The sequence below is a fragment of the Dactylosporangium vinaceum genome (genome assembly GCF_019904175.1).
Taxonomy (GTDB): Bacteria; Actinomycetota; Actinomycetes; order Mycobacteriales; family Micromonosporaceae; genus Dactylosporangium; species Dactylosporangium vinaceum.
The window spans coordinates 9,860,055-9,877,609 of sequence record NZ_CP061913.1; the positions used below are offsets into that span (position 1 = coordinate 9,860,055).

Here is a 17,555-nt window from a genome sequence, read left to right on the forward strand (position 1 = left end):
GAGTGTCGCCAGCCATGTCCCGACTTCCTTCGTTTGTCCACTATGGACTTAGCGCCGCTCAGGAACTACGTGTCCGTGTCATTTGCTCGGTCCGGGCATCTCCAGCCTGGTGCCGTCGGGCAGCACCAGGAACGCCGGCGAGCGCGAGGGCACGAGCCCGTAGAACTTCGCCCGCGACGCGAGCGTCACCGGCGACTCCTTGTTGGCCAGATCGCTGCGCAGCCGCTCCTCGTCACGGTCGAGGCCCGCCTGCTTGGTCTTCAGCGCATCGAGCTTGAAGGCGTTCTCGGCGATCCGGGTGTTGAGCACCAGGATGCCGACGACACCGGTGAGCACCAGCGCCAGCACCAGCGCCACGAACGGCGCCCGTGGCGCACTGACCGGCGCCGGCGGAGCCGCCCGGAGGCGGCCGCGCGCCGGGTCCGAGCCGGTGCTCGTGCTCGTGCTCGCCGGCTGGTTCGCCGGCTCGTGCTTGGTTACGTGGTCCGGCTCGTACTCTGGCTGCAGCGCCGTCGCACCGTCCGTCGGGTGGTTCCGCCGCGGCTCGAACTCCTCAGCGTTGCGCCCCGTGGTCCGGCCCCCCGACCGCGGCACACTCTGCTGACTCCTGCGCTGCCGATCGCTCGGCAGTGTCGTCACGTTCACTCACACCTCCCCCAGTGTGTCGGCCCGTATCCCAGACGGATTCGGGCCTTGCTTGCGTTCCACCGCGCGGAGCCTGACTGACGCCGCGCGTGGGTTGGCCGCTGTTTCGGCCGGGCTGGAGAGCTCGGCTCCCCGGTTGAGCGCCCGCAGCTCCGGTTCGCTGCCGGGCGGCTCGAACGGCAGCTCGACCGGGACGGTCGAGCGGGTCCGCTCCGTGATCGCCTGTTTGACCAGCCGATCTTCAAGTGAGTGGTACGAGAGCACGACCAGTCGCCCCCCGGGCCGCAGCGCGTCGAGCGCCGCGGGAATCGCCCGCTCGAGGACCGCGAGCTCGCGGTTGACCTCGATGCGCAGCGCCTGGAAGGTGCGTTTGGCCGGGTGTCCGCCGGTGCGCCGGGCGGGCGCGGGAATGGCGTCGACGACGAGCTCGGCAAGGCGGGCCGAGCTGGTCAGCGGCGTCTTCTCCCGTTCCCGGACGATGAACGCGGCGATGCGGGAGGCGAACTTCTCCTCCCCGTAGACGCGCAGGACCCGGGTCAGGTCGCCGTGGCTGTAGGTGTTGAGCACCTCGGCCGCGGTGACACCGGTCGTCTGGTCCATGCGCATGTCCAGTGGCGCGTCCCGGGCGTAGGCGAACCCACGCTCGGCGACGTCGAGCTGCATCGACGACACGCCCAGGTCGAACAGTCCGGCGTCGATCAGTTCGCCGCCGAGGACCTCGGGCAGCTCGTCGTAGACGGCGTGCACGAGGCGGATCCGGTCGGCGAACGGCGCCAGCCGCTCCCCCGCGCAGCGCAGCGCCTGCGGGTCACGGTCCAGGCCCAGCAGCCGGGCCTGTGGGTGAGCCAGGAGCACCGCCTCGGCGTGGCCGCCGAGACCGAGCGTGGCATCCAGATACAGCGCACCCGGCCGGGAGAGCGCGGGGGCGAGCAGCTCGAGGCAGCGCTCGAGCAGCACGGGCACGTGAACGTCCCGCTCCCCCATCGTCGACCCCCTGCCGGCGGCGGGTTCGCGGCCCGCCGTGTGCTACGACTTGCTTCAAGTGCGCGAGCGCCGTACCGCCAGCTCCCCATCCGCCCCTCCGCCCTGGCACCGGGGAAGTGGTGTCAGGACTTCGAGAAAATCGAGCGGCTGGAGAGCTGCCGGTACGGCGGCTCAAGTCGGTAACTGCAGTTGGACCTCACAGCCCTCCCGGCAGCACCCCCTCCTCGATGCCCGCGAAGTCCTCTTCGCTTTCGGCGAGGTACGTGTCCCACGCCTGCCGGTCCCAGATCTCCACCCGAGTGCTCGCCCCGATCACCACGAGGTCGCGGTCCAGCCCGGCATATTCGCGAAGATGCTGCGGGATGGTGACCCGGCCCTGGCGGTCGGGAACCTCGTCGTGCGCGCTGGCGAAGAACACCCGGCCGTAGGCCCGGGCCGCCTTGTTCGTCATCGGTGCGGCGCGAAGCTGCTCGGCGATCCGGGCGAACTCGGCGCCGGGGAACACGTAGAGGCAGCGCTCCTGTCCCTTGGTGATCACGACACCTCCCGCCAGTTCGTCCCGAAACTTGGCCGGCAGGATCAACCGGCCCTTTTCGTCCAGGCGAGGAGTGTGGGTGCCCAAAAACACGGACAGCCACCCCTTCCCACCGCGAACGGTCCCCCCGGGGCCGGCCGAGCCCCCCGGCTCCGCCATCGCGCTCCACTGTACTCCACTTCCCTCCACCGTCAACGGAAAACACCCTGATCCGGCGCCCGGCTCCGTGAAGAATTCCCACGTCAAACGGGGTTGCCGCCGGGTGGAGGACGCTGGGCGTGCCCGATCGGTGGAGGGCGTTTTCCCTGCTCAAGAATCCGGACAAACCGCCCGGCAAGGTCGACATCTCCACGCTCCCGGCGCATTCGGGGACTCCGGTGGAGGGAAGTGGGGGGCCGTGGGCCGACCGCGTGGAGAGGAGTGGTGGATTGGGGGGCTCGCCCGCTCCGGGTAGGGTCAGCGGCACGCCATCAAGACCGTGGAAGCGAGAGATGACGGACAACAAGCTCCCGATGCGGGCGAAGCTCGCCTCCTCACTGTCGCGCGGTGCCGCCGCGCTGTCACGCGCCACCGGACGCGGCGACGGATCGGTCATCGGCGGCCGCATCGGCCTCATGATCGACCCCAACCTGCTCGCCGAGCTGGCCACCGGCCGGCAGATCGCGCTGATCTCCGGCACCAACGGCAAGACGACCACTACCCGCCTGACCGCGGCGGCGATGGGCGTGCTCGGCCCGGTCGCCACCAACAGCCTGGGCGCCAACATGCCGACCGGACACACCTCGGCCCTGGCCAAGGCCGGCGCCACGCCCTATGCGGTGCTGGAGGTCGACGAGCACTACCTCAAGCAGGTGCTCGACCAGACCAGCCCGCGGGTCGTCGCCCTGCTCAACCTGAGCCGCGACCAGCTGGACCGGGCCAAGGAGGTCGCCATGATGGCGGCGCTGTGGCGTGACGCCCTGGTGGGCCGGGACCTGCACATCGTGGCCAACGCCGACGACCCGATGGTGGTCTGGGCCGCGGGCAAGGCCGTCGCCCAGGGCACCGCGGTGACGTGGGTCGCGGCCGGCCAGCGCTTCCACGACGACTCCTGGGTGTGCCCGGAGTGCGGCGCCTCGATCGAGCGCAACGGGGAGCAGTGGGCCTGCGTCGCGGGCAACCTGAGCCGGCCGATCCCGCACTGGACGGTGTCCGGGGACGGGGTGGTCGACAACACGGGGACGTACCACCAGATCACGCTGCAGCTGCCGGGCCGGGTGAACCGCGCGAACGCCGCGACCGCGCTTGCCGTCGCCGCGCACTTCGGGGCGCCCACGGCGAAGGCGGTGCCGGAGCTGGCCAAGGTCGCCTCGGTCGCCGGCCGCTACGCCACCGTGCAGCGCGACGGGCGGACCATCCGGCTGCTGCTGGCCAAGAACCCGGCCGGCTGGCTGGAGTCGTTCGACATGGCCGAGGACGTCCCCACGCTGCTCGGCATCAACGCCCGCGACCCCGACGGCCTCGACACGTCGTGGCTCTACGACGTGGACTTCTCCCCGCTGCGCGGCCGCCGGGTCCTCATCACCGGCGACCGGGCCATGGACCTCGCGGTGCGCCTGGAGGTCAACGAGGTGCCGTTCGAGCACGTGCGCTCGTTCGGCCAGGCGCTCTCGCTCGTCCCGCCGGGCCGGCTGGAGGTCATCGCCAACTACACCGCCTTCCAGGACATCCGAGCGGAGCTGGACCGTGTCAACTGAGTCGCACCTGCGCCTGATCTGGCTGTACCCCGACCTGCTCTCCACCTACGGCGACCGGGGCAACCTGCTGATCCTGGCCCGCCGGGCCGACCTGCGCGGCCTGCCGGTCGAGTGCGCCGAGGTGCGCGCCGACCACCCGGTCCCCGCGGACGGCGACATCTACCTCATCGGCGGCGGCGAGGACGGCCCCCAGGCCCTGGCCGCCCAGCGCCTGATCGAGGACCGCGGCCTGCACCGGGCCGTGGAGCGGGGCGCGACGATCTTCGCCGTCTGCGCCGGCTACCAGCTCATGGGCCACTCGTTCTACGCCAAGGGCGCCAAGTATCCGGGCCTGGACCTGCTCGACATCGACTCCAACCGCGGCGAGACCCGCGCGGTCGGCGAGCTGGCCGGCGAGACCCACCCGGCCCTGGGCCTGCCGGCCCTGACCGGCTTCGAGAACCACGGCGGCCGCACGACCCTCGGCCCCGGCGTGAAGCCCCTCGCGAAGGTCACCACCGGCATCGGCAACGACGGCCAGTCCGAGGGCGCCTGGAACGGCCGCATCCTGGGCACCTACTCCCACGGCCCGGCCCTGGCCCGCAACCCCGCGATCGCCGACCTGCTCCTGCGCTGGGCCACCGGCCAGAACATGGAGCCCATCGACGACCGCTGGCCCACGGCCCTGCGCAACGAGCGGCTGTCAGCGATCGCCAAGTAGCGAACGGGAAGACCGGGCGCCCCTTGGCGCCCGGTCTTTTCGCGTCAGTCGAGGTGGTCGGCCGGCGAGGTCTGCAGCAGCCAGGCCAGCGGCATCTTGGCGTACTCCTCGTATGCGCCGTCCGGCCCGAGGCGATTGAGCGAGGCCGTCAGGGCGGCGTCTCGATTGACGACCCAGTAGTGGGCGATGCCGGCGGCGGCGTATTCGCCGCGCTTCGTCATCATGTCCATCGCCTCCGAGCCCGGCGACACGATCTCGACCACGAGCACGAGATCGGCGACGTCCAGCCATACGCCGTCGGGCGCCGGACTGCGCCACACGCTGAGATCCGGGATACGGCCACCGACGAGACCCGACCCCGGAATGCGGATGCCGGCGGCCTGCAGGATCTGGTCGGCCGACCATCCCGCAGCGGCGAGCCACAGCATCAGGCGGGTGGCGATTTTCGCATGCTCCGAGTCGGGCGGCGGCATGACTGAAAGCACTCCCTCAGGACTGGTTTCGTACCGGTGGCCGTTCGTGTCCGCAGCATTCATCGCCGCCAGGTCGTCGAGCGAGACGATGGCGGGCATGTGCATGCCGATGGCCTCAGCGCTCATGGCGAACATGGTACGTGACCGGGTAAGCGAAAGGGCCGGCTCCAGAGTGGAGCCGGCCCCTCGGTGATACAGGTTAGACGACGACGGAGACCATGCGGCCCTTGACGAAGATGACCTTCTTCGGGGTCTTGCCGGCCACGTGCTCGGCCACCGCCGCCAGGGCCGCGGTGCGCACGGTGTCCTCGTCGGCGTCGGCCAGGACCTCGACGGTGCCGCGGACCTTGCCGTTGACCTGGACCGGGTAGGTCACCGAGTCGGCGACCAGGTAGGCCGGGTCGGCCTTCGGGAAGTCGGCGTAGGCGACAGACGTCTCGTGGCCCATCCGCTGCCACAGCTCCTCGGCCAGGTGCGGGGCGAACGGGGCGATCAGGCGGGCCAGCGGGTCGGCGACCTCGCGCGGGGTGCCCGCGGCCGAGATCTGGGTGACCCGGTTGGTCAGCTCGATCATCTTGGCGATGGCCGTGTTGAAGCGCATCTCCTCGATGTCGACGCGGACGCCGTCGATGACGCGGTGCAGCAGGCGGCGGGTGTCCTCGTCCAGGGTGTCGTCGGTGACCCGCAGGCCGTCGGTCTGCTCGTCGACGACCAGGCGCCAGACGCGCTGCAGGAACCGCTGGGCGCCGACGACCGCGCGGGTGTCCCACGGGCGGGAGACGTCCAGCGGGCCCATCGACATCTCGTAGACCCGGAAGGTGTCGGCGCCGTAGCGCTCGCACATCTCGTCGGGCGTGACGACGTTCTTCAGGGACTTGCCCATCTTGCCGTACTCGCGGCTGACCTCCTGGTCGCCGTAGAAGAACTTGCCGCTCTGGCGCTCCTCGACCTTCTCGGCGTCCACATAGACACCCCGGGCGTCCTTGTACGCGTACGCCTGGATGTAGCCCTGGTTGAACAGCTTCCGGAACGGCTCCTCGGACGACACGAAGCCGCGGTCGAACAGGACCTTGTGCCAGAAGCGGGCGTACAGCAGGTGCAGCACCGCGTGCTCGACACCGCCGACGTACAGGTCGACGCCGCCGACGTCGCCGGGGGTCTGCGGGCCCATCCAGTAGCGCTCGTTCTGCGGGTCGACCAGCTTCGAGGCGTTGGCCGGGTCCAGGTAGCGCAGCTCGTACCAGCTCGAGCCGGCCCACTGCGGCATGACGTTGGTTTCCCGGGTGTACGTCTTCGGCCCGTCGCCCAGATCCAGCGTGACCTCGACCCACTCCTTGGCCCGCGACAGGGGCGTCTCCGGCATGCTGGAGGCGTCGTCGATGTCGAAGGTGCGCGGCGAGAAGTCCTCGACCTCGGGCAGCACGACCGGCAGCATCGACTCGGGCAGCCCGATCGGCATCCCGGTCTCGTCGTAGACGATCGGGAACGGCTCGCCCCAGTACCGCTGGCGGCTGAACAGCCAGTCGCGCAGCCGGTAGGTGATCGCGCCGACGCCGTGACCCTTCTCCTCCAGCCAGTCGATGATCGCCGCCTTGGCCTCGGCCACGCCCAGCCCGTTCAGGAACGAGCTGTTGATCGCGGGGCCGTCGCCGGTGTACGCCTTGCCGTCCTCCGGGAAGTCGGCGCTTGGCTGGACCGTGCGGATGATCGGCAGCTCGAAGACCTCGGCGAACTCCCAGTCCCGCTCGTCCTGGCCGGGCACCGCCATGATCGCGCCGGTACCGTAGCCGGCCAGCACGTAGTCCGCGATGAACACCGGGATCGAGCGGCCGTCGACCGGGTTCGTCGCGTAGGCGCCGGTGAAGACGCCTGTCTTCTCCTTCGCGTCGGCCTGCCGCTCGACGTCGGTCTTGCTCGCGGCGAAGGCGCGGTAGGCGGCGACGGCCTCGGCCGGGGTCTTCGCGCCGCCCGTCCACTTCTCGTTGGTGCCGTCGGGCCAGGCCGCGGGCACCAGCGAGTCGACCAGGGCGTGCTCGGGAGCCAGCACCATGTACGTGGCGCCGAACAGCGTGTCGGGGCGGGTGGTGAAGACTCGTATCGCGTTGCTGCCCGGGGTGCCTCCCTCGACTCCGAAGTCGACGTGAGCACCGCGCGAGCGGCCGATCCAGTTGCGCTGCATCGACTTGACCTTCTCCGGCCAGTCCAGCCGGTCCAGGTCGTCCAGCAGGCGGTCGCCGTACGCGGTGATCCGCATCATCCACTGGCGCAGGCTGCGCTTGAAGACCGGGAAGTTGCCGCGCTCGCTGCGCCCGTCGGGCGTGACCTCCTCGTTGGCCAGGACCGTCCCCAGGCCGGGGCACCAGTTGACCGGGGCCTCGGAGATGTAGGCCAGGCGGTGCTCGTCGATGATCTTCCGCTGTTCGGTCGCCGACAGCTCGGCCCAGTCGCGGCCGTCCGGAGTCGGACGGGTACCCGCGGAAAAGGCTTCTATCAGCTCTTCGATGGGCCGGGCCTTCTGCTGCTCGGCGTCGAACCACGAGTTGAAGATCTGCAAGAAGATCCACTGGGTCCAGTGGTAGAAGTCGGTGTCGGTGGTGGCCACGCTGCGGCGGTCGTCGTAGGCCAGGCCCAGGCGCCGCAGCTGGCTGCGGTAGCGCTCGATGTTGGCCTCGGTCGTGGTCCGCGGATGGGTGCCGGTCTGGACGGCGTACTGCTCGGCGGGCAGGCCGAACGAGTCGAAGCCCATCGGGTGCAGCACGTTGTACCCGGCCATGCGGAAGTACCGCGTGTAGCAGTCGGTGCCGATGTACCCCAGCGGGTGCCCGACGTGCAGCCCGGCGCCGGACGGATAGGGGAACATGTCCATCACGTACAGCTTCGGCGCCCCGGCGCGCGGGTGGTTGGGGTCGCTGAGCGGGCCGGTCGGGTTCGGCGCGTGGAACGTGCCCTGCTCGGACCAGTAGTCCTGCCAGCACGCCTCGATGTCCGCCGCCATCGCCGCGGTGTACCGGTACGGCGGGATGTCGACCGCTCCGTCGGTCACTGCCTCGCTCATGACTGTCCACCCCTATGGGTCTCGGAAATTACGGATATTGCGCCCAGTCCGAATCTGCATCGCTTCGCGAGGGCATATTCGGACCGGGACCCCAAATTCTCCGGGCATGAAAAAACCCCTCACGCAGGAGGGGTCGCCGTGCGGTCGCGAAGAGTCTTCGCGTCAGCACGGCCCGTGAAGGAGCCGGAAAGTCCGGGTCATATCCGCAGTGTACCGCAGCCGGTGAAGCGAGTTTTCAGTGCGCGTTGGCGACCGGGGCCCCGCCCGCGCACTCGACGTCGTAGCGCAGCCGCTCCCCCCGCTTGCGGAACTCCACCTGCGCCTTGGTGTGTATGCCGAGGTCGGCCCGGGTGACCTGCACGCCGGGCTGCGGTAGCACGCTTATCACGCTCACCTTCCCACCGATGCACAGCGCGACAACGGTGCCGCCTTCCGTCGGCACGTCGATCCGGGCCGGGTGCACTGCCGTCCGGTCCCCGGCCGCCGGGGTGGCCGGCGGCGCGCTGGTCGCCGGTGCCGCCGGTGGCTCGCTCGTCGCTGGGGCGGCCACCGGCGACTCGGACGGCGCAGGAGTAAGAGGAGTGGCAGGGGCGGACGGCGCCGGGCGGGCCGGGTCGGCCGTTGACACCGCGTCGGCGCCGGAGTCATGCAGGATCACCCCGGTGACCAGGGCGGCGATCGCGACCAGGGCGGCCAGGCCGAGCAGGATCCGCCGCCGGTCGTTCGGCCCCCGCCCGCGGATCAGCGTGGTTTCGTCGGTGAACAGGGCAAAGCCGATCGGCTCCGCCGGCACCATCGAGTGGCGGGGAACGATGCCCGCGGCCGCGGCCAGCCGGGCGGCGACCGCGGCGGCGTCCGGGCGGTCCTTCGGGTCCTTCGCGAGGCACTCCATGCAGAGCGCGCGCATGTCGGCCGGCAGGTCCGGTATGTCCGGCAGCGGCGCCGGGGCGACCAGGACGTGCGCGGTGACCATCTGCGTCGTCGTCTCGCTGTCCCACGGGAGGCGGCCGGTCAGGCACCGGTAGAGCAGCAGCCCGAACGCGTAGACGTCGCTGGCCGTGGTGATCTCGTTGCCGGTCAGCCGCTCGGGAGCGAGGTACGCCGGGGTGCCGAGGACCAGCTCGGAGCCGTCGTCGACGTCCGGGGTGCCGACGAAGCCGACGATGCCGAAGTCGAGGACCTTCGCGGCATCGGGCGTGAGGACGACGTTTGCCGGCTTGACGTCGCGATGCACGAGGTCCCGGGCGTGCGCGGCGGCCAGCCCGGCGGCCACCTCGGCACAGATCCGCAGGGCCGCCGGCACCGGCAGCGGGCCGGCCTGGAGGCGGGCGCTGAGCGTCGGGCCGTGCAGGAGCTCCATCACGACGAACGGCGTGTGATCCGAAGTCTCGCCGTAGTCGTACACGTTGGTGATGTTCGGATGCGAAAGCCGCGCGGCCGCCTGCGCCTCCAGCCGGATGCGCCGGCGCCAGTCCGCGTCCGCGGCCAGGCGCGAGTTGAGGACCTTGACCGCGACGTCGCGGTCGAGCACCTCGTCGCGGGCGCGCCAGACCACTGACATGCCGCCCTCGCCCAGCCGTTCGGCGAGGAGGTATCGCCCGTTCAGCAGCTGCCCGGCGTCCACCGGCCCCAGTCTGCCCCAATCGACACCTTTAATCGATCCGAGCGGCATCCCGGCGGGCCGTTTACGGGCATTTGGCCGGGGTACGAGCGGGCGTCGCGTCCGGGTGAACCCCCGGCGTGGATCTCGGGTACATCAGACAGTCCAAAAAAGTCGGACGACCGGTCAGCCGGGATGTCCGTTATCACCGGATTCCCGTCCGGCGGCTTGTCAATTCCCCGGCTAGCCTGAGGGGATAACGACGGCTTGGTTGCAATCTGATGACAACGTTTTCGTGCAACCGGGCGGTTCACCTACGGGTCTTACCCCTAACGGTGGCCACGGCACGACATGAGGAGGCCAGTTGACCAGGCACCGCACGTTCGAGGAACTCGGCGCCCCCCTACCGGTGCCGGAGTTTCGCGCGGCGACCGACGCGATCGTCGCGAACATCGAACAGGTCATCGAGGGCAAGACCGCCACGGTGCGGCTCGCGCTCGCTGTGATGCTCGCTGAGGGTCACCTCCTCATCGAAGATGTCCCCGGCGTCGGCAAGACCAAACTTGCCAAGGCGCTGGCCCGCTCGATCGACTGCTCCGTCCGGCGCATCCAGTTCACGCCCGACCTGCTGCCGAGCGACGTCACCGGTGTGAGCGTCTACAACCAGGAGACGCGCGACTTCGAGTTCAAGCCCGGCGCCGTGTTCGCCAACATCGTCGTCGGCGACGAGATCAACCGGGCCTCGCCGAAGACGCAGTCGGCGCTGCTGGAGAGCATGGAGGAGCGGCAGGTCACCGTCGACGGTGCGACCTACCCGCTCCAGGTGCCCTTCATGGTCATCGCGACGCAGAACCCGATCGAGATGGAGGGCACCTACCCGCTGCCCGAGGCCCAGCGCGACCGGTTCACCGCCCGGATCGCGATGGGATACCCGGACATGGGGGCCGAGCTCGCCATGCTCGACGTCCACGGCCGCCACGACGCGCTCGACGACCTCTCTCCCGTCTCCGACGCGAGCATGATGCGCCGGATGATCGCCACCGTCCGTGACGTGCACGTCGCCGACGCGGTCAAGCAGTATGCGGTAAACATCGTCACCGCCACCCGCGAGTCCGGTGAGCTGCGCCTCGGCGCCTCGCCGCGCGCCACGCTGCAGCTGCTGCGCACCGCCCGGGCCGTCGCCGCCATCGAGGGCCGCGAGTTCGTGCTCCCCGACGACCTGCAGGCCCTGGCCGTGCCGGTCCTCGCGCACCGCGTCATTCCCACCGCCGAGGCCCAGCTGTCCCGGCGCACCACCGACGCGATCATCGCCGAGCTCGTGCACCGCCTGCCCCTCCCGACCGACCGGCCGCCGCAGCGCTCGCCGTACGACACGCGGCCACCGCAGCGGCCCCAGCAGTACGGGGGCCGCTGACCATGCGAGAGGCGCTGCGGGGGCTCACCACCCGGGGTCGTAGTTTCCTGGCCGCCGCCGCAGCGGCCCTCATCGCCGCACTGATCCTCGGCGAACGCGATCTGCTGCGCGTGGCCCTGCTGCTGGCCGCGCTGCCGCTGCTGTCCGCGGCCTATGTGGGGCGGACGCGGTACCGCCTGTCGTGCAGCCGCACCCTCGACCCGCACCGCGTCCAGGTGGGCGCGAGCGCGCGGGTCATCCTGCGCCTGCAGAACCTGTCGCGGCTGCCCACCGGCACGATGCTGCTGGAGGACCGGCTGCCCTACGCGCTCGGCAGCCGCCCGCGCCTGGTGCTGGAGAAGCTCGGCGCCCACCAGGCCAGCTCCGTCGCCTACACGGTGCGGGCCGACGTCCGCGGCCGCTACGAGGTCGGCCCGCTCGTCGTGCGGCTGACCGACCCGTTCGGGCTGTGCGAGCTGACCCGGGCCTTCCCGTCGGTCGACCGGCTGACGGTCATCCCGCAGGTCGTGCCGCTGCCGTCGGTGCGCCTGGCCGGTGAGTTCGCCGGCTCCGGCGAGAGCCGGGCCCGCTCGGTCGCCGTGCACGGCGAGGACGACGCGGCGACGCGCGAGTATCGCCACGGCGACGACCTGCGCCGCGTCCACTGGCGCTCCACCGCGCGCACCGGCGAGCTCATGGTGCGCCGCGAGGAGCAGCCCTGGGAGAGCCGGGCGACGGTCGTGCTCGACACGCGCTCGACCGCGCACCGGGGCGAGGGGCCGACGGCCAGCTTCGAGTGGGCCGTGTCCGCGGCCGCGAGCATCGCGGTGCACCTGCGGCACGCGGGGTACAAGATGCGGCTCGTCACCGATGCCGGCGTCGACGTCGACGCCACCGAGATCGACGGCGACGGCCCGCTGCTCGACCAGCTCGCCGACGTGCGGCTGGCCCAGCGGGGCGACATCGCCGCCCTCATCGAGCGGGTCCGGCGGCGCAGCGACGGCGGCCTGATCATCGGCATCTTCGGCCTGCTGTCCTCGGCCGAGGCGGAGCTGCTGGCCTCGTTCCGCTCCAACAACGCGACGTGCGTCGCGCTGTTCATCGACTCCTCGACCTGGCTCAACCTGCCAACCGCGGCGCGCGAGGAGGCCGACAAGGCCCACGGCGTGGCGTCGCTCGCGCTGCTGCGCAGCGGGTGGCGGGTGGTGGAGGTGCCACACGGGGCCAAGCTGTCCGGGCTGTGGCCGCAGACCGGACGGGGCTCGCAGGGCTTTGCCTGGCGGGCCGCGTCAGCCGAAAGCGTCGCCGGCGGCGTCCGGTGACTTCTGGGGGTTTCCGGTGAATCAACGCAAGCATCTGACGCTCATCGCGGCGGGCTCGGCGTTCCTCGCGTCCCTGCCGCTGGTCAACGTCTTCGATCACTACACGTGGGCCGTCCGGTCCTTCCTCGTCGTCGCCGTCATGTGCGGGGTGGGGCTGGTGGTGCGCAGCATGCGGGCCCCGGCCTGGGCGCCGACGGGTGCGATGGCGCTCGCCGCGCTGCTGTCGCTGACCTGGCTCTACCGCAGCCACGACGAGTTCCTGGGCGTCCTGCCCTCGCCGGGCACGATCGAGCACTTCGGCCAGCTGCTGCGCACGGCGTCGGAGGAGATGAGCGAATACGCGACGCCCGTCGGCGACCGCGACGGCTTCCTGTTCCTCGCCACGCTCGGCGTCGCCGTGGTCGCGCTGCTCGTCGACTTCTTCGCGGTCGTCCTGCGCCGGCCCGCGCTGGCCGGCCTGCCGATGCTCGCGATCTACTCGGTGCCGGTCACTGTCGACACCGACACGACGAGCCCGCTCCCGTTCGCCCTCGGCGCCATCGGCTTCCTGTGGCTGCTCGTCACCGACAACGTCGACCGGGTCCGCCGCTTCGGCCGCCGCTTCACCGGTGACGGCCGCGACGTCGACCTGTGGGAGCCGTCCCCGCTCGCCTCGGCCGGCCAGCGCCTCGGTCTGATCGGCATCATCGTCGCGGTGTTCGTCCCGTTCGTCCCGTTCGCGATGCCGGCCGGCATCCTCGACTCCATCGGCGCCGGGGGCGGCGGCGGGGGCGCCGGGATCGGCAACGGCAAGAACGGCAAGTCGGTGAGCATGTTCGCGCTGCTCTCCGGCCAGCTCACCCGGGACAAGGCGTTCGACATGGTAAAGGTGACGAACGTCGACGACGACCACCCGTTCTACCTGCGCTTCAACGTGCTCGAGGATCTCAACTCGCGCGGCTTCGCGGCCCGCCCGATCACCGGCGGCGCCGCGGTCAGCAACGGCTTCGGCAAGCCCGAGTGGGGCCCGTCGGTCAAGGCGACGACCCATCAGGCCAAGATCGAGGTCACAAACGAGCTGGCCATCAGCTTCATGCCGATCTACACGTGGCCGTCGAAGATCGACAAGCTGAGCAACCAGTGGTCGTTCGACCCGAAGACCGCCGTGGTGTACTCGAACAAGGACACGACGGCCAAGAAGACCTTCAACATCACCTATCAGCGGGCCGACATCACGCCCGACCAGCTCCGCGGGGCCGCGCCGCTCAACCCGGGCGACCCGGCGCTGAAGGACCTGGCCACGGCGCCCGGCAACCCGTTCGTGAAGAGCAAGGTCGACGAGCGGATCAAGGGCCTGACGACCGAGTACGACAAGGTCAAGGCGCTCTACGACTTCTTCTCGCCGGACAACGGGTTCGTCTACGACACGTCGACCGGCCCCGACACCAGCGGCACCAAGATCGCGGACTTCCTGCAGAACAAGCGCGGCTACTGCGCGCAGTACGCGGCGGCCTTCGGCTGGATGCTCCGCGAGGCGAAGATTCCGGCCCGCGTCGCCTTCGGCTTCGCCCGGGGCGGCAACCGCAGCGGCAACACGATGACCCTCACCAACTTCAACCTGCACGCCTGGACCGAGGTCTACTTCCCCGGCTACGGCTGGCTCCCCTTCGACGCCACCCCGTCCACCGCGATCGGCGGCTCGGTCGCCACGTCCTACCTGCCGGCCGCGGGCACGGCCGCGAACGACGACGACCAGCTCAACCGCCCCGGCGCCAACGGCAACCCGTCCACGGACCCGTCCGCTCCGGCCGCGCAGGCCGACACCCACGACAACCCGGGCAACACCGGCTCATCGTCGAACAGCGCGGACGCCTCGACCGGCACGAAGGTGGCGGACTTCCTCACCAGCGCGGCCGGCGTCACCCTCCTCTCGGTGATCGTCCTGGCGCTGCTGCTGGCGATGCCCGCCGTGGCTCGCAACCGCACCCGACGCCGCCGCCTCACCTTCGCCGCCCCGGCCCCGGTCGGCACCCCGGTCCCGACGGGCGAAGGCCCGACAATGGCCGTCATACCCGACAGCGGCGTCCTGCTGGCGGCCAAACAGGACGCCCACCGCGCCTGGGACGAACTCGTCGACACCATGGTCGACTACCGGGTCCCGGTCGACGAGGCCGAAACTCCCCGCGCCACGGTGGAGCGCCTGGTCAAGAAGGAGCGCCTGCGCGACAAGGCCGAGTCGGGCGCCCGCCTGATCTCGACAGCGGAGGAGCACGCCCGCTACGCCCGGCAGCCGCTGACGGGGCGCGAGCTGAAGTCGGCGATCTCGGCGGTGGAGTCGGCGTTCGCGGTCAACGCGACGCGGAAGGTCCGGCTCATGGCCCGATTCCTGCCGCCGTCGGTCCTGCGGCGCTGGCGGACCTCGGTCTCGACCGGCTCCAGCGGCGTGGCCGTGTCGATGGGCCGCGGCTGGGACGCCGTGATGCGGACGCTGAGCGTGCGGCGGATGGTGACGCGGCGCGCTGATCGCTGACGTCCGCCTTCGTTCTCGAGGCCGCTCCCTTCGGGGGGCGGCCTCGCTCATTCGTGGTGAGGGGTTGCTCTAAGGTTTTCTGGGTGGAGTCTTCTGCGCCCCGTACCGCCGTCGTCTGGCGGGTGCTGCGCCACGAGTTGGAGCGGGCCGGCCGGCCGCTGAACGCGCTTGACGTCGGCGGCGGCACCGGCGGGTTCGCGGTGCCGCTGGCCCGGGCCGGGCACACCGTGACAGTCGTCGACCCCAGTCCGGACGCGCTGGCCGCGCTCACGCGGCGGGCGGCCGAGGCCGGGGTCGGGGAGCGGGTGCGCGCGGTGCAGGGAGACGGCGACGGGCTGGCCGACCTGGTGGCGCCGGAGAGCGTCGACCTCGTGCTCTGCCACAGCCTCCTCGAAGTCGTCGACGATCCACACAAGGTGGTGGCCGCCCTCGCCGGCACGCTGCGGCCGGGCGGCGCGGCCAGCGTGGTTGTCGCCAATCGCGTCGCGGCCGTCCTGGCCCGGGCGATCCAGGGGCATCTCGCCGCGTCGGCCGCGCTTGTCGCCGGCCCCGACGGGCGGGCCGACGCCCGCGACCGCCTCCGGCGCCGGTACACCGCCGAGACCGCCACCGAGCTGCTCGACGAGAGCGGGCTGACGGTGGAACAGGTCCACGGCGTGCGGGTCGTCGCCGATCTGGTGCCCGGCACCGTGGCCGAGAGCGAGGCCGAGGCGCTCGCCGCGTTCGAGCTGGCCGTGGCCGGCACTCCCCCGTACCGCGACATCGCCACCCAGCTCCACCTCCTCGCCCGCCGCGCATGACGGCCCGCCGCCGGCCCGGCTCGGCCGAACACCGCAGTGCGGCCCGCCGGACGAGGCATGCGAGGCCCGCCGCGACGCCGGCGCCCGGCGGATCGCGCCCGGTCGGTGCACCGGGCGCGCGCCCGCGGCCGGGAGCGGAGGGCGCGTGACTTCACTGCTGGAGCCGGTCGAGCCGCGGTACGGCCGGGAGAGCCTGGCCGACGTCATGCCCTCGGTGCTGCACGTGCTCGGCGTCGACGGCGAAGCGGACGCGCTCGGGCTCGCGGCGGAGCTGGCCGGCGTGCGCCGCATCGCCGTGGTGCTCCTCGACGGGCTGGGCTGGCATCAGCTGCCCCTGGCGGCCGCATCGGCGCCGACGCTCGGCGACATGGCGGCCGGGCGGCTCGGGCGCGGCCGGGCGATCACGTCCGGGTTTCCGTCAACCACGCCGGTCAGCCTGGTCACGCTCGGCACCGGTACCGCCCCCGGCCGCCACGGCGTCGTCGGCTTCAACCTGCACCGGCCCGGGACCGACCGGGTGCTCAACCACCTGCGCTGGACCGACGAGCCCGACCCGGCCGCCTGGCAGCCGGTGCCGACCGCGTTCACCCGGGCCGAGGCGGCCGGGCTGGCCCCCGTGGTCGTGACCAACCCGACGTTCGGCGGCAGCGGGCTGTCGGCGTCCGCGTATCGCGGTGCCCGGCTCGGGGCCGGGGTCGAGGCGGACGCGGTGGCCGCGGCGATGCTTGCCGCGCTGCACGACTCCCGCCTGGTGTACGGGTATCTCCCCGACGTCGACCGGGCCGGTCACGACTTCGGCCTGGCCACCCCGCAGTGGCAGCGAGCCGCGGCGGACGCGGATCGGCTTGTCGCCCGCCTGTTCGACGGTCTGCCGCCCGACTCGGCGCTCATCGTGACGGCCGACCACGGCCAGCTCGACGTCCCGGCCGATCGGCGCATCGACCTGGACCTCGACCCGCGCCTGACCGAGGGGGTGGCGTTCGTGGCCGGCGAGGCCCGGGTCCGCTACCTGCACACCCGGCCGGGCGCCGAGGCCGACGTCCGGCAGACCTGGCAGACCGTCCTGGCCGACCGCGCCCTGGTCGTCTCCCGCGAGGAGGCGGTCGCGTCCGGCTGGTTCGGCCCGGTCCCCGAGTCGCACCTCCAGCGCATCGGCGACGTCGTGGCCGTGTGCCGCGACCGCTGGGTGCTCCTGGCCAGCGCCCACGAACCCCCGCGCCTCGGGAACATGATCGCCTTCCACGGCTCCGACACCGCTGCCGAAATGGAGATCCCGCTGCTCGTCGCCCGCCGTTGACGGCGACTGCCTCAGCTGTACGCGGGCAGGCGGCGCGGGTCCGCAACGCTCGACCCGCCCAGGAGCGCCATCAGGTGGCGCACGTGGCGTGAGAGCTCGAGGGCGTCCGGGCCGGCCTGCGCGGCGACCAGGGCGAGGAGCTGCTGGCGGGACTCGACGACCACCACACCGGGGACGGCGGCCGCCGGGTCGTCGGGCAGGACGGCGACGGTGGCGCGGTGGATGCCCAGCTGGCCGGCTCGGTTGACGAATGTCTCGCCCGGGGTCAGCAGCGGGATCCGGCGCGCTCTGGTCCAGGCGACGACGAGCAGTACAGCCGCCGCTTGAGGGTTTGTCGCCCGTTGCCACCGGGAGCCCGGAGTCATCATCAGGCCCGGGACGATGCTGCAGGTCAGGGCCGGATTGCGGCGGCGGAGGCCCTCGACGGCGGCGACAACCGGCGCCAGGGGCGAGGTCATCGCGAGCGGAGTCATGCCAGGAAGGTAAGGCAGACCTAAGTTTTCGTC

The 17,555-nt window shown here is 71.6% G+C and carries 12 protein-coding genes and 2 pseudogenes; 7 read left to right on the top strand and 7 right to left on the bottom strand.

Annotated features, from left to right (window positions below; genetic code table 11):
• Positions 1–78 precede the first annotated feature (78 nt).
• From ftsL to mraZ, 3 genes and pseudogenes are all read right to left on the bottom strand, one after another.
• Positions 79–357 carry a cell division protein FtsL gene (ftsL, locus tag Dvina_RS44205; protein WP_223096993.1) on the bottom strand — a complete coding sequence of 93 codons (279 nt, stop codon included), beginning with the start codon at positions 355–357 and terminating at the stop codon, positions 79–81.
• 342 nt (positions 358–699) lie between these two features.
• Positions 700–1,629, bottom strand: a pseudogene (rsmH, locus tag Dvina_RS44210) (16S rRNA (cytosine(1402)-N(4))-methyltransferase RsmH); the annotation flags it as partial.
• A gap of 196 nt (positions 1,630–1,825) precedes the next feature.
• Positions 1,826–2,257 carry a division/cell wall cluster transcriptional repressor MraZ gene (mraZ, locus tag Dvina_RS44215; protein WP_223106053.1) on the bottom strand — a complete coding sequence of 144 codons (432 nt, stop codon included), beginning with the start codon at positions 2,255–2,257 and terminating at the stop codon, positions 1,826–1,828.
• 398 nt (positions 2,258–2,655) lie between these two features.
• On the opposite strand from mraZ, the gene Dvina_RS44220 reads away from it, so the two are divergent.
• Both Dvina_RS44220 and Dvina_RS44225 read left to right on the top strand, forming a co-directional pair.
• A complete protein-coding gene (locus tag Dvina_RS44220) occupies positions 2,656–3,900 on the top strand; it encodes a Mur ligase family protein (RefSeq protein WP_223097004.1) in 1,245 nt (414 codons plus the stop codon).
• Entirely contained in the window at positions 3,890–4,600 is a 711-nt protein-coding gene (locus Dvina_RS44225) for a type 1 glutamine amidotransferase (RefSeq protein ID WP_223097006.1), read from the top strand. The genes Dvina_RS44220 and Dvina_RS44225 overlap by 11 nt, the downstream gene beginning before the upstream one ends.
• A 44-nt stretch (positions 4,601–4,644) precedes the next feature.
• Here Dvina_RS44225 and Dvina_RS44230 read toward each other — a convergent pair whose 3' ends face one another.
• From Dvina_RS44230 to Dvina_RS44240, 3 genes are all read right to left on the bottom strand, one after another.
• Positions 4,645–5,199 (bottom strand): Uma2 family endonuclease, encoded by a 555-nt coding sequence (locus Dvina_RS44230; protein WP_223097008.1) that lies wholly within the window; start codon positions 5,197–5,199, stop codon positions 4,645–4,647.
• Between the two features lie 73 nt (positions 5,200–5,272).
• Entirely contained in the window at positions 5,273–8,128 is a 2,856-nt protein-coding gene (gene leuS / locus Dvina_RS44235; RefSeq protein ID WP_223097010.1) for a leucine--tRNA ligase, read from the bottom strand.
• Positions 8,129–8,363: 235 nt separating this feature from the next.
• Entirely contained in the window at positions 8,364–9,752 is a 1,389-nt protein-coding gene (locus tag Dvina_RS44240; RefSeq protein WP_246655720.1) for a serine/threonine-protein kinase, read from the bottom strand.
• A gap of 340 nt (positions 9,753–10,092) precedes the next feature.
• Between Dvina_RS44240 and Dvina_RS44245 the strand changes: the two genes are divergently transcribed.
• The 5 genes and pseudogenes from Dvina_RS44245 (at position 10,093) to Dvina_RS44265 (ending at position 17,049) form a co-directional block, all read left to right on the top strand.
• Positions 10,093–11,142, top strand: a complete 1,050-nt coding sequence (locus Dvina_RS44245; protein ID WP_223097014.1) for an AAA family ATPase — start codon at positions 10,093–10,095, stop codon at positions 11,140–11,142.
• A gap of 2 nt (positions 11,143–11,144) precedes the next feature.
• Positions 11,145–12,443, top strand: coding sequence for a DUF58 domain-containing protein (locus Dvina_RS44250; protein ID WP_223097016.1), 1,299 nt, complete (start codon positions 11,145–11,147; stop codon positions 12,441–12,443).
• Between the two features lie 16 nt (positions 12,444–12,459).
• A complete protein-coding gene (locus Dvina_RS44255) occupies positions 12,460–14,952 on the top strand; it encodes a transglutaminase TgpA family protein (protein WP_223097018.1) in 2,493 nt (830 codons plus the stop codon).
• Positions 14,953–15,035: 83 nt separating this feature from the next.
• Positions 15,036–15,752: a class I SAM-dependent methyltransferase gene (locus Dvina_RS44260; RefSeq protein ID WP_246655721.1), complete on the top strand. Its 717-nt coding sequence runs from the start codon at positions 15,036–15,038 to the stop codon at positions 15,750–15,752.
• Between the two features lie 57 nt (positions 15,753–15,809).
• Positions 15,810–17,049, top strand: a pseudogene (locus Dvina_RS44265) (alkaline phosphatase family protein).
• Between the two features lie 11 nt (positions 17,050–17,060).
• Here Dvina_RS44265 and Dvina_RS44270 read toward each other — a convergent pair.
• Positions 17,061–17,522 carry a hypothetical protein gene (locus tag Dvina_RS44270; protein WP_223097029.1) on the bottom strand — a complete coding sequence of 154 codons (462 nt, stop codon included), beginning with the start codon at positions 17,520–17,522 and terminating at the stop codon, positions 17,061–17,063.
• Positions 17,523–17,555 lie beyond the last annotated feature (33 nt).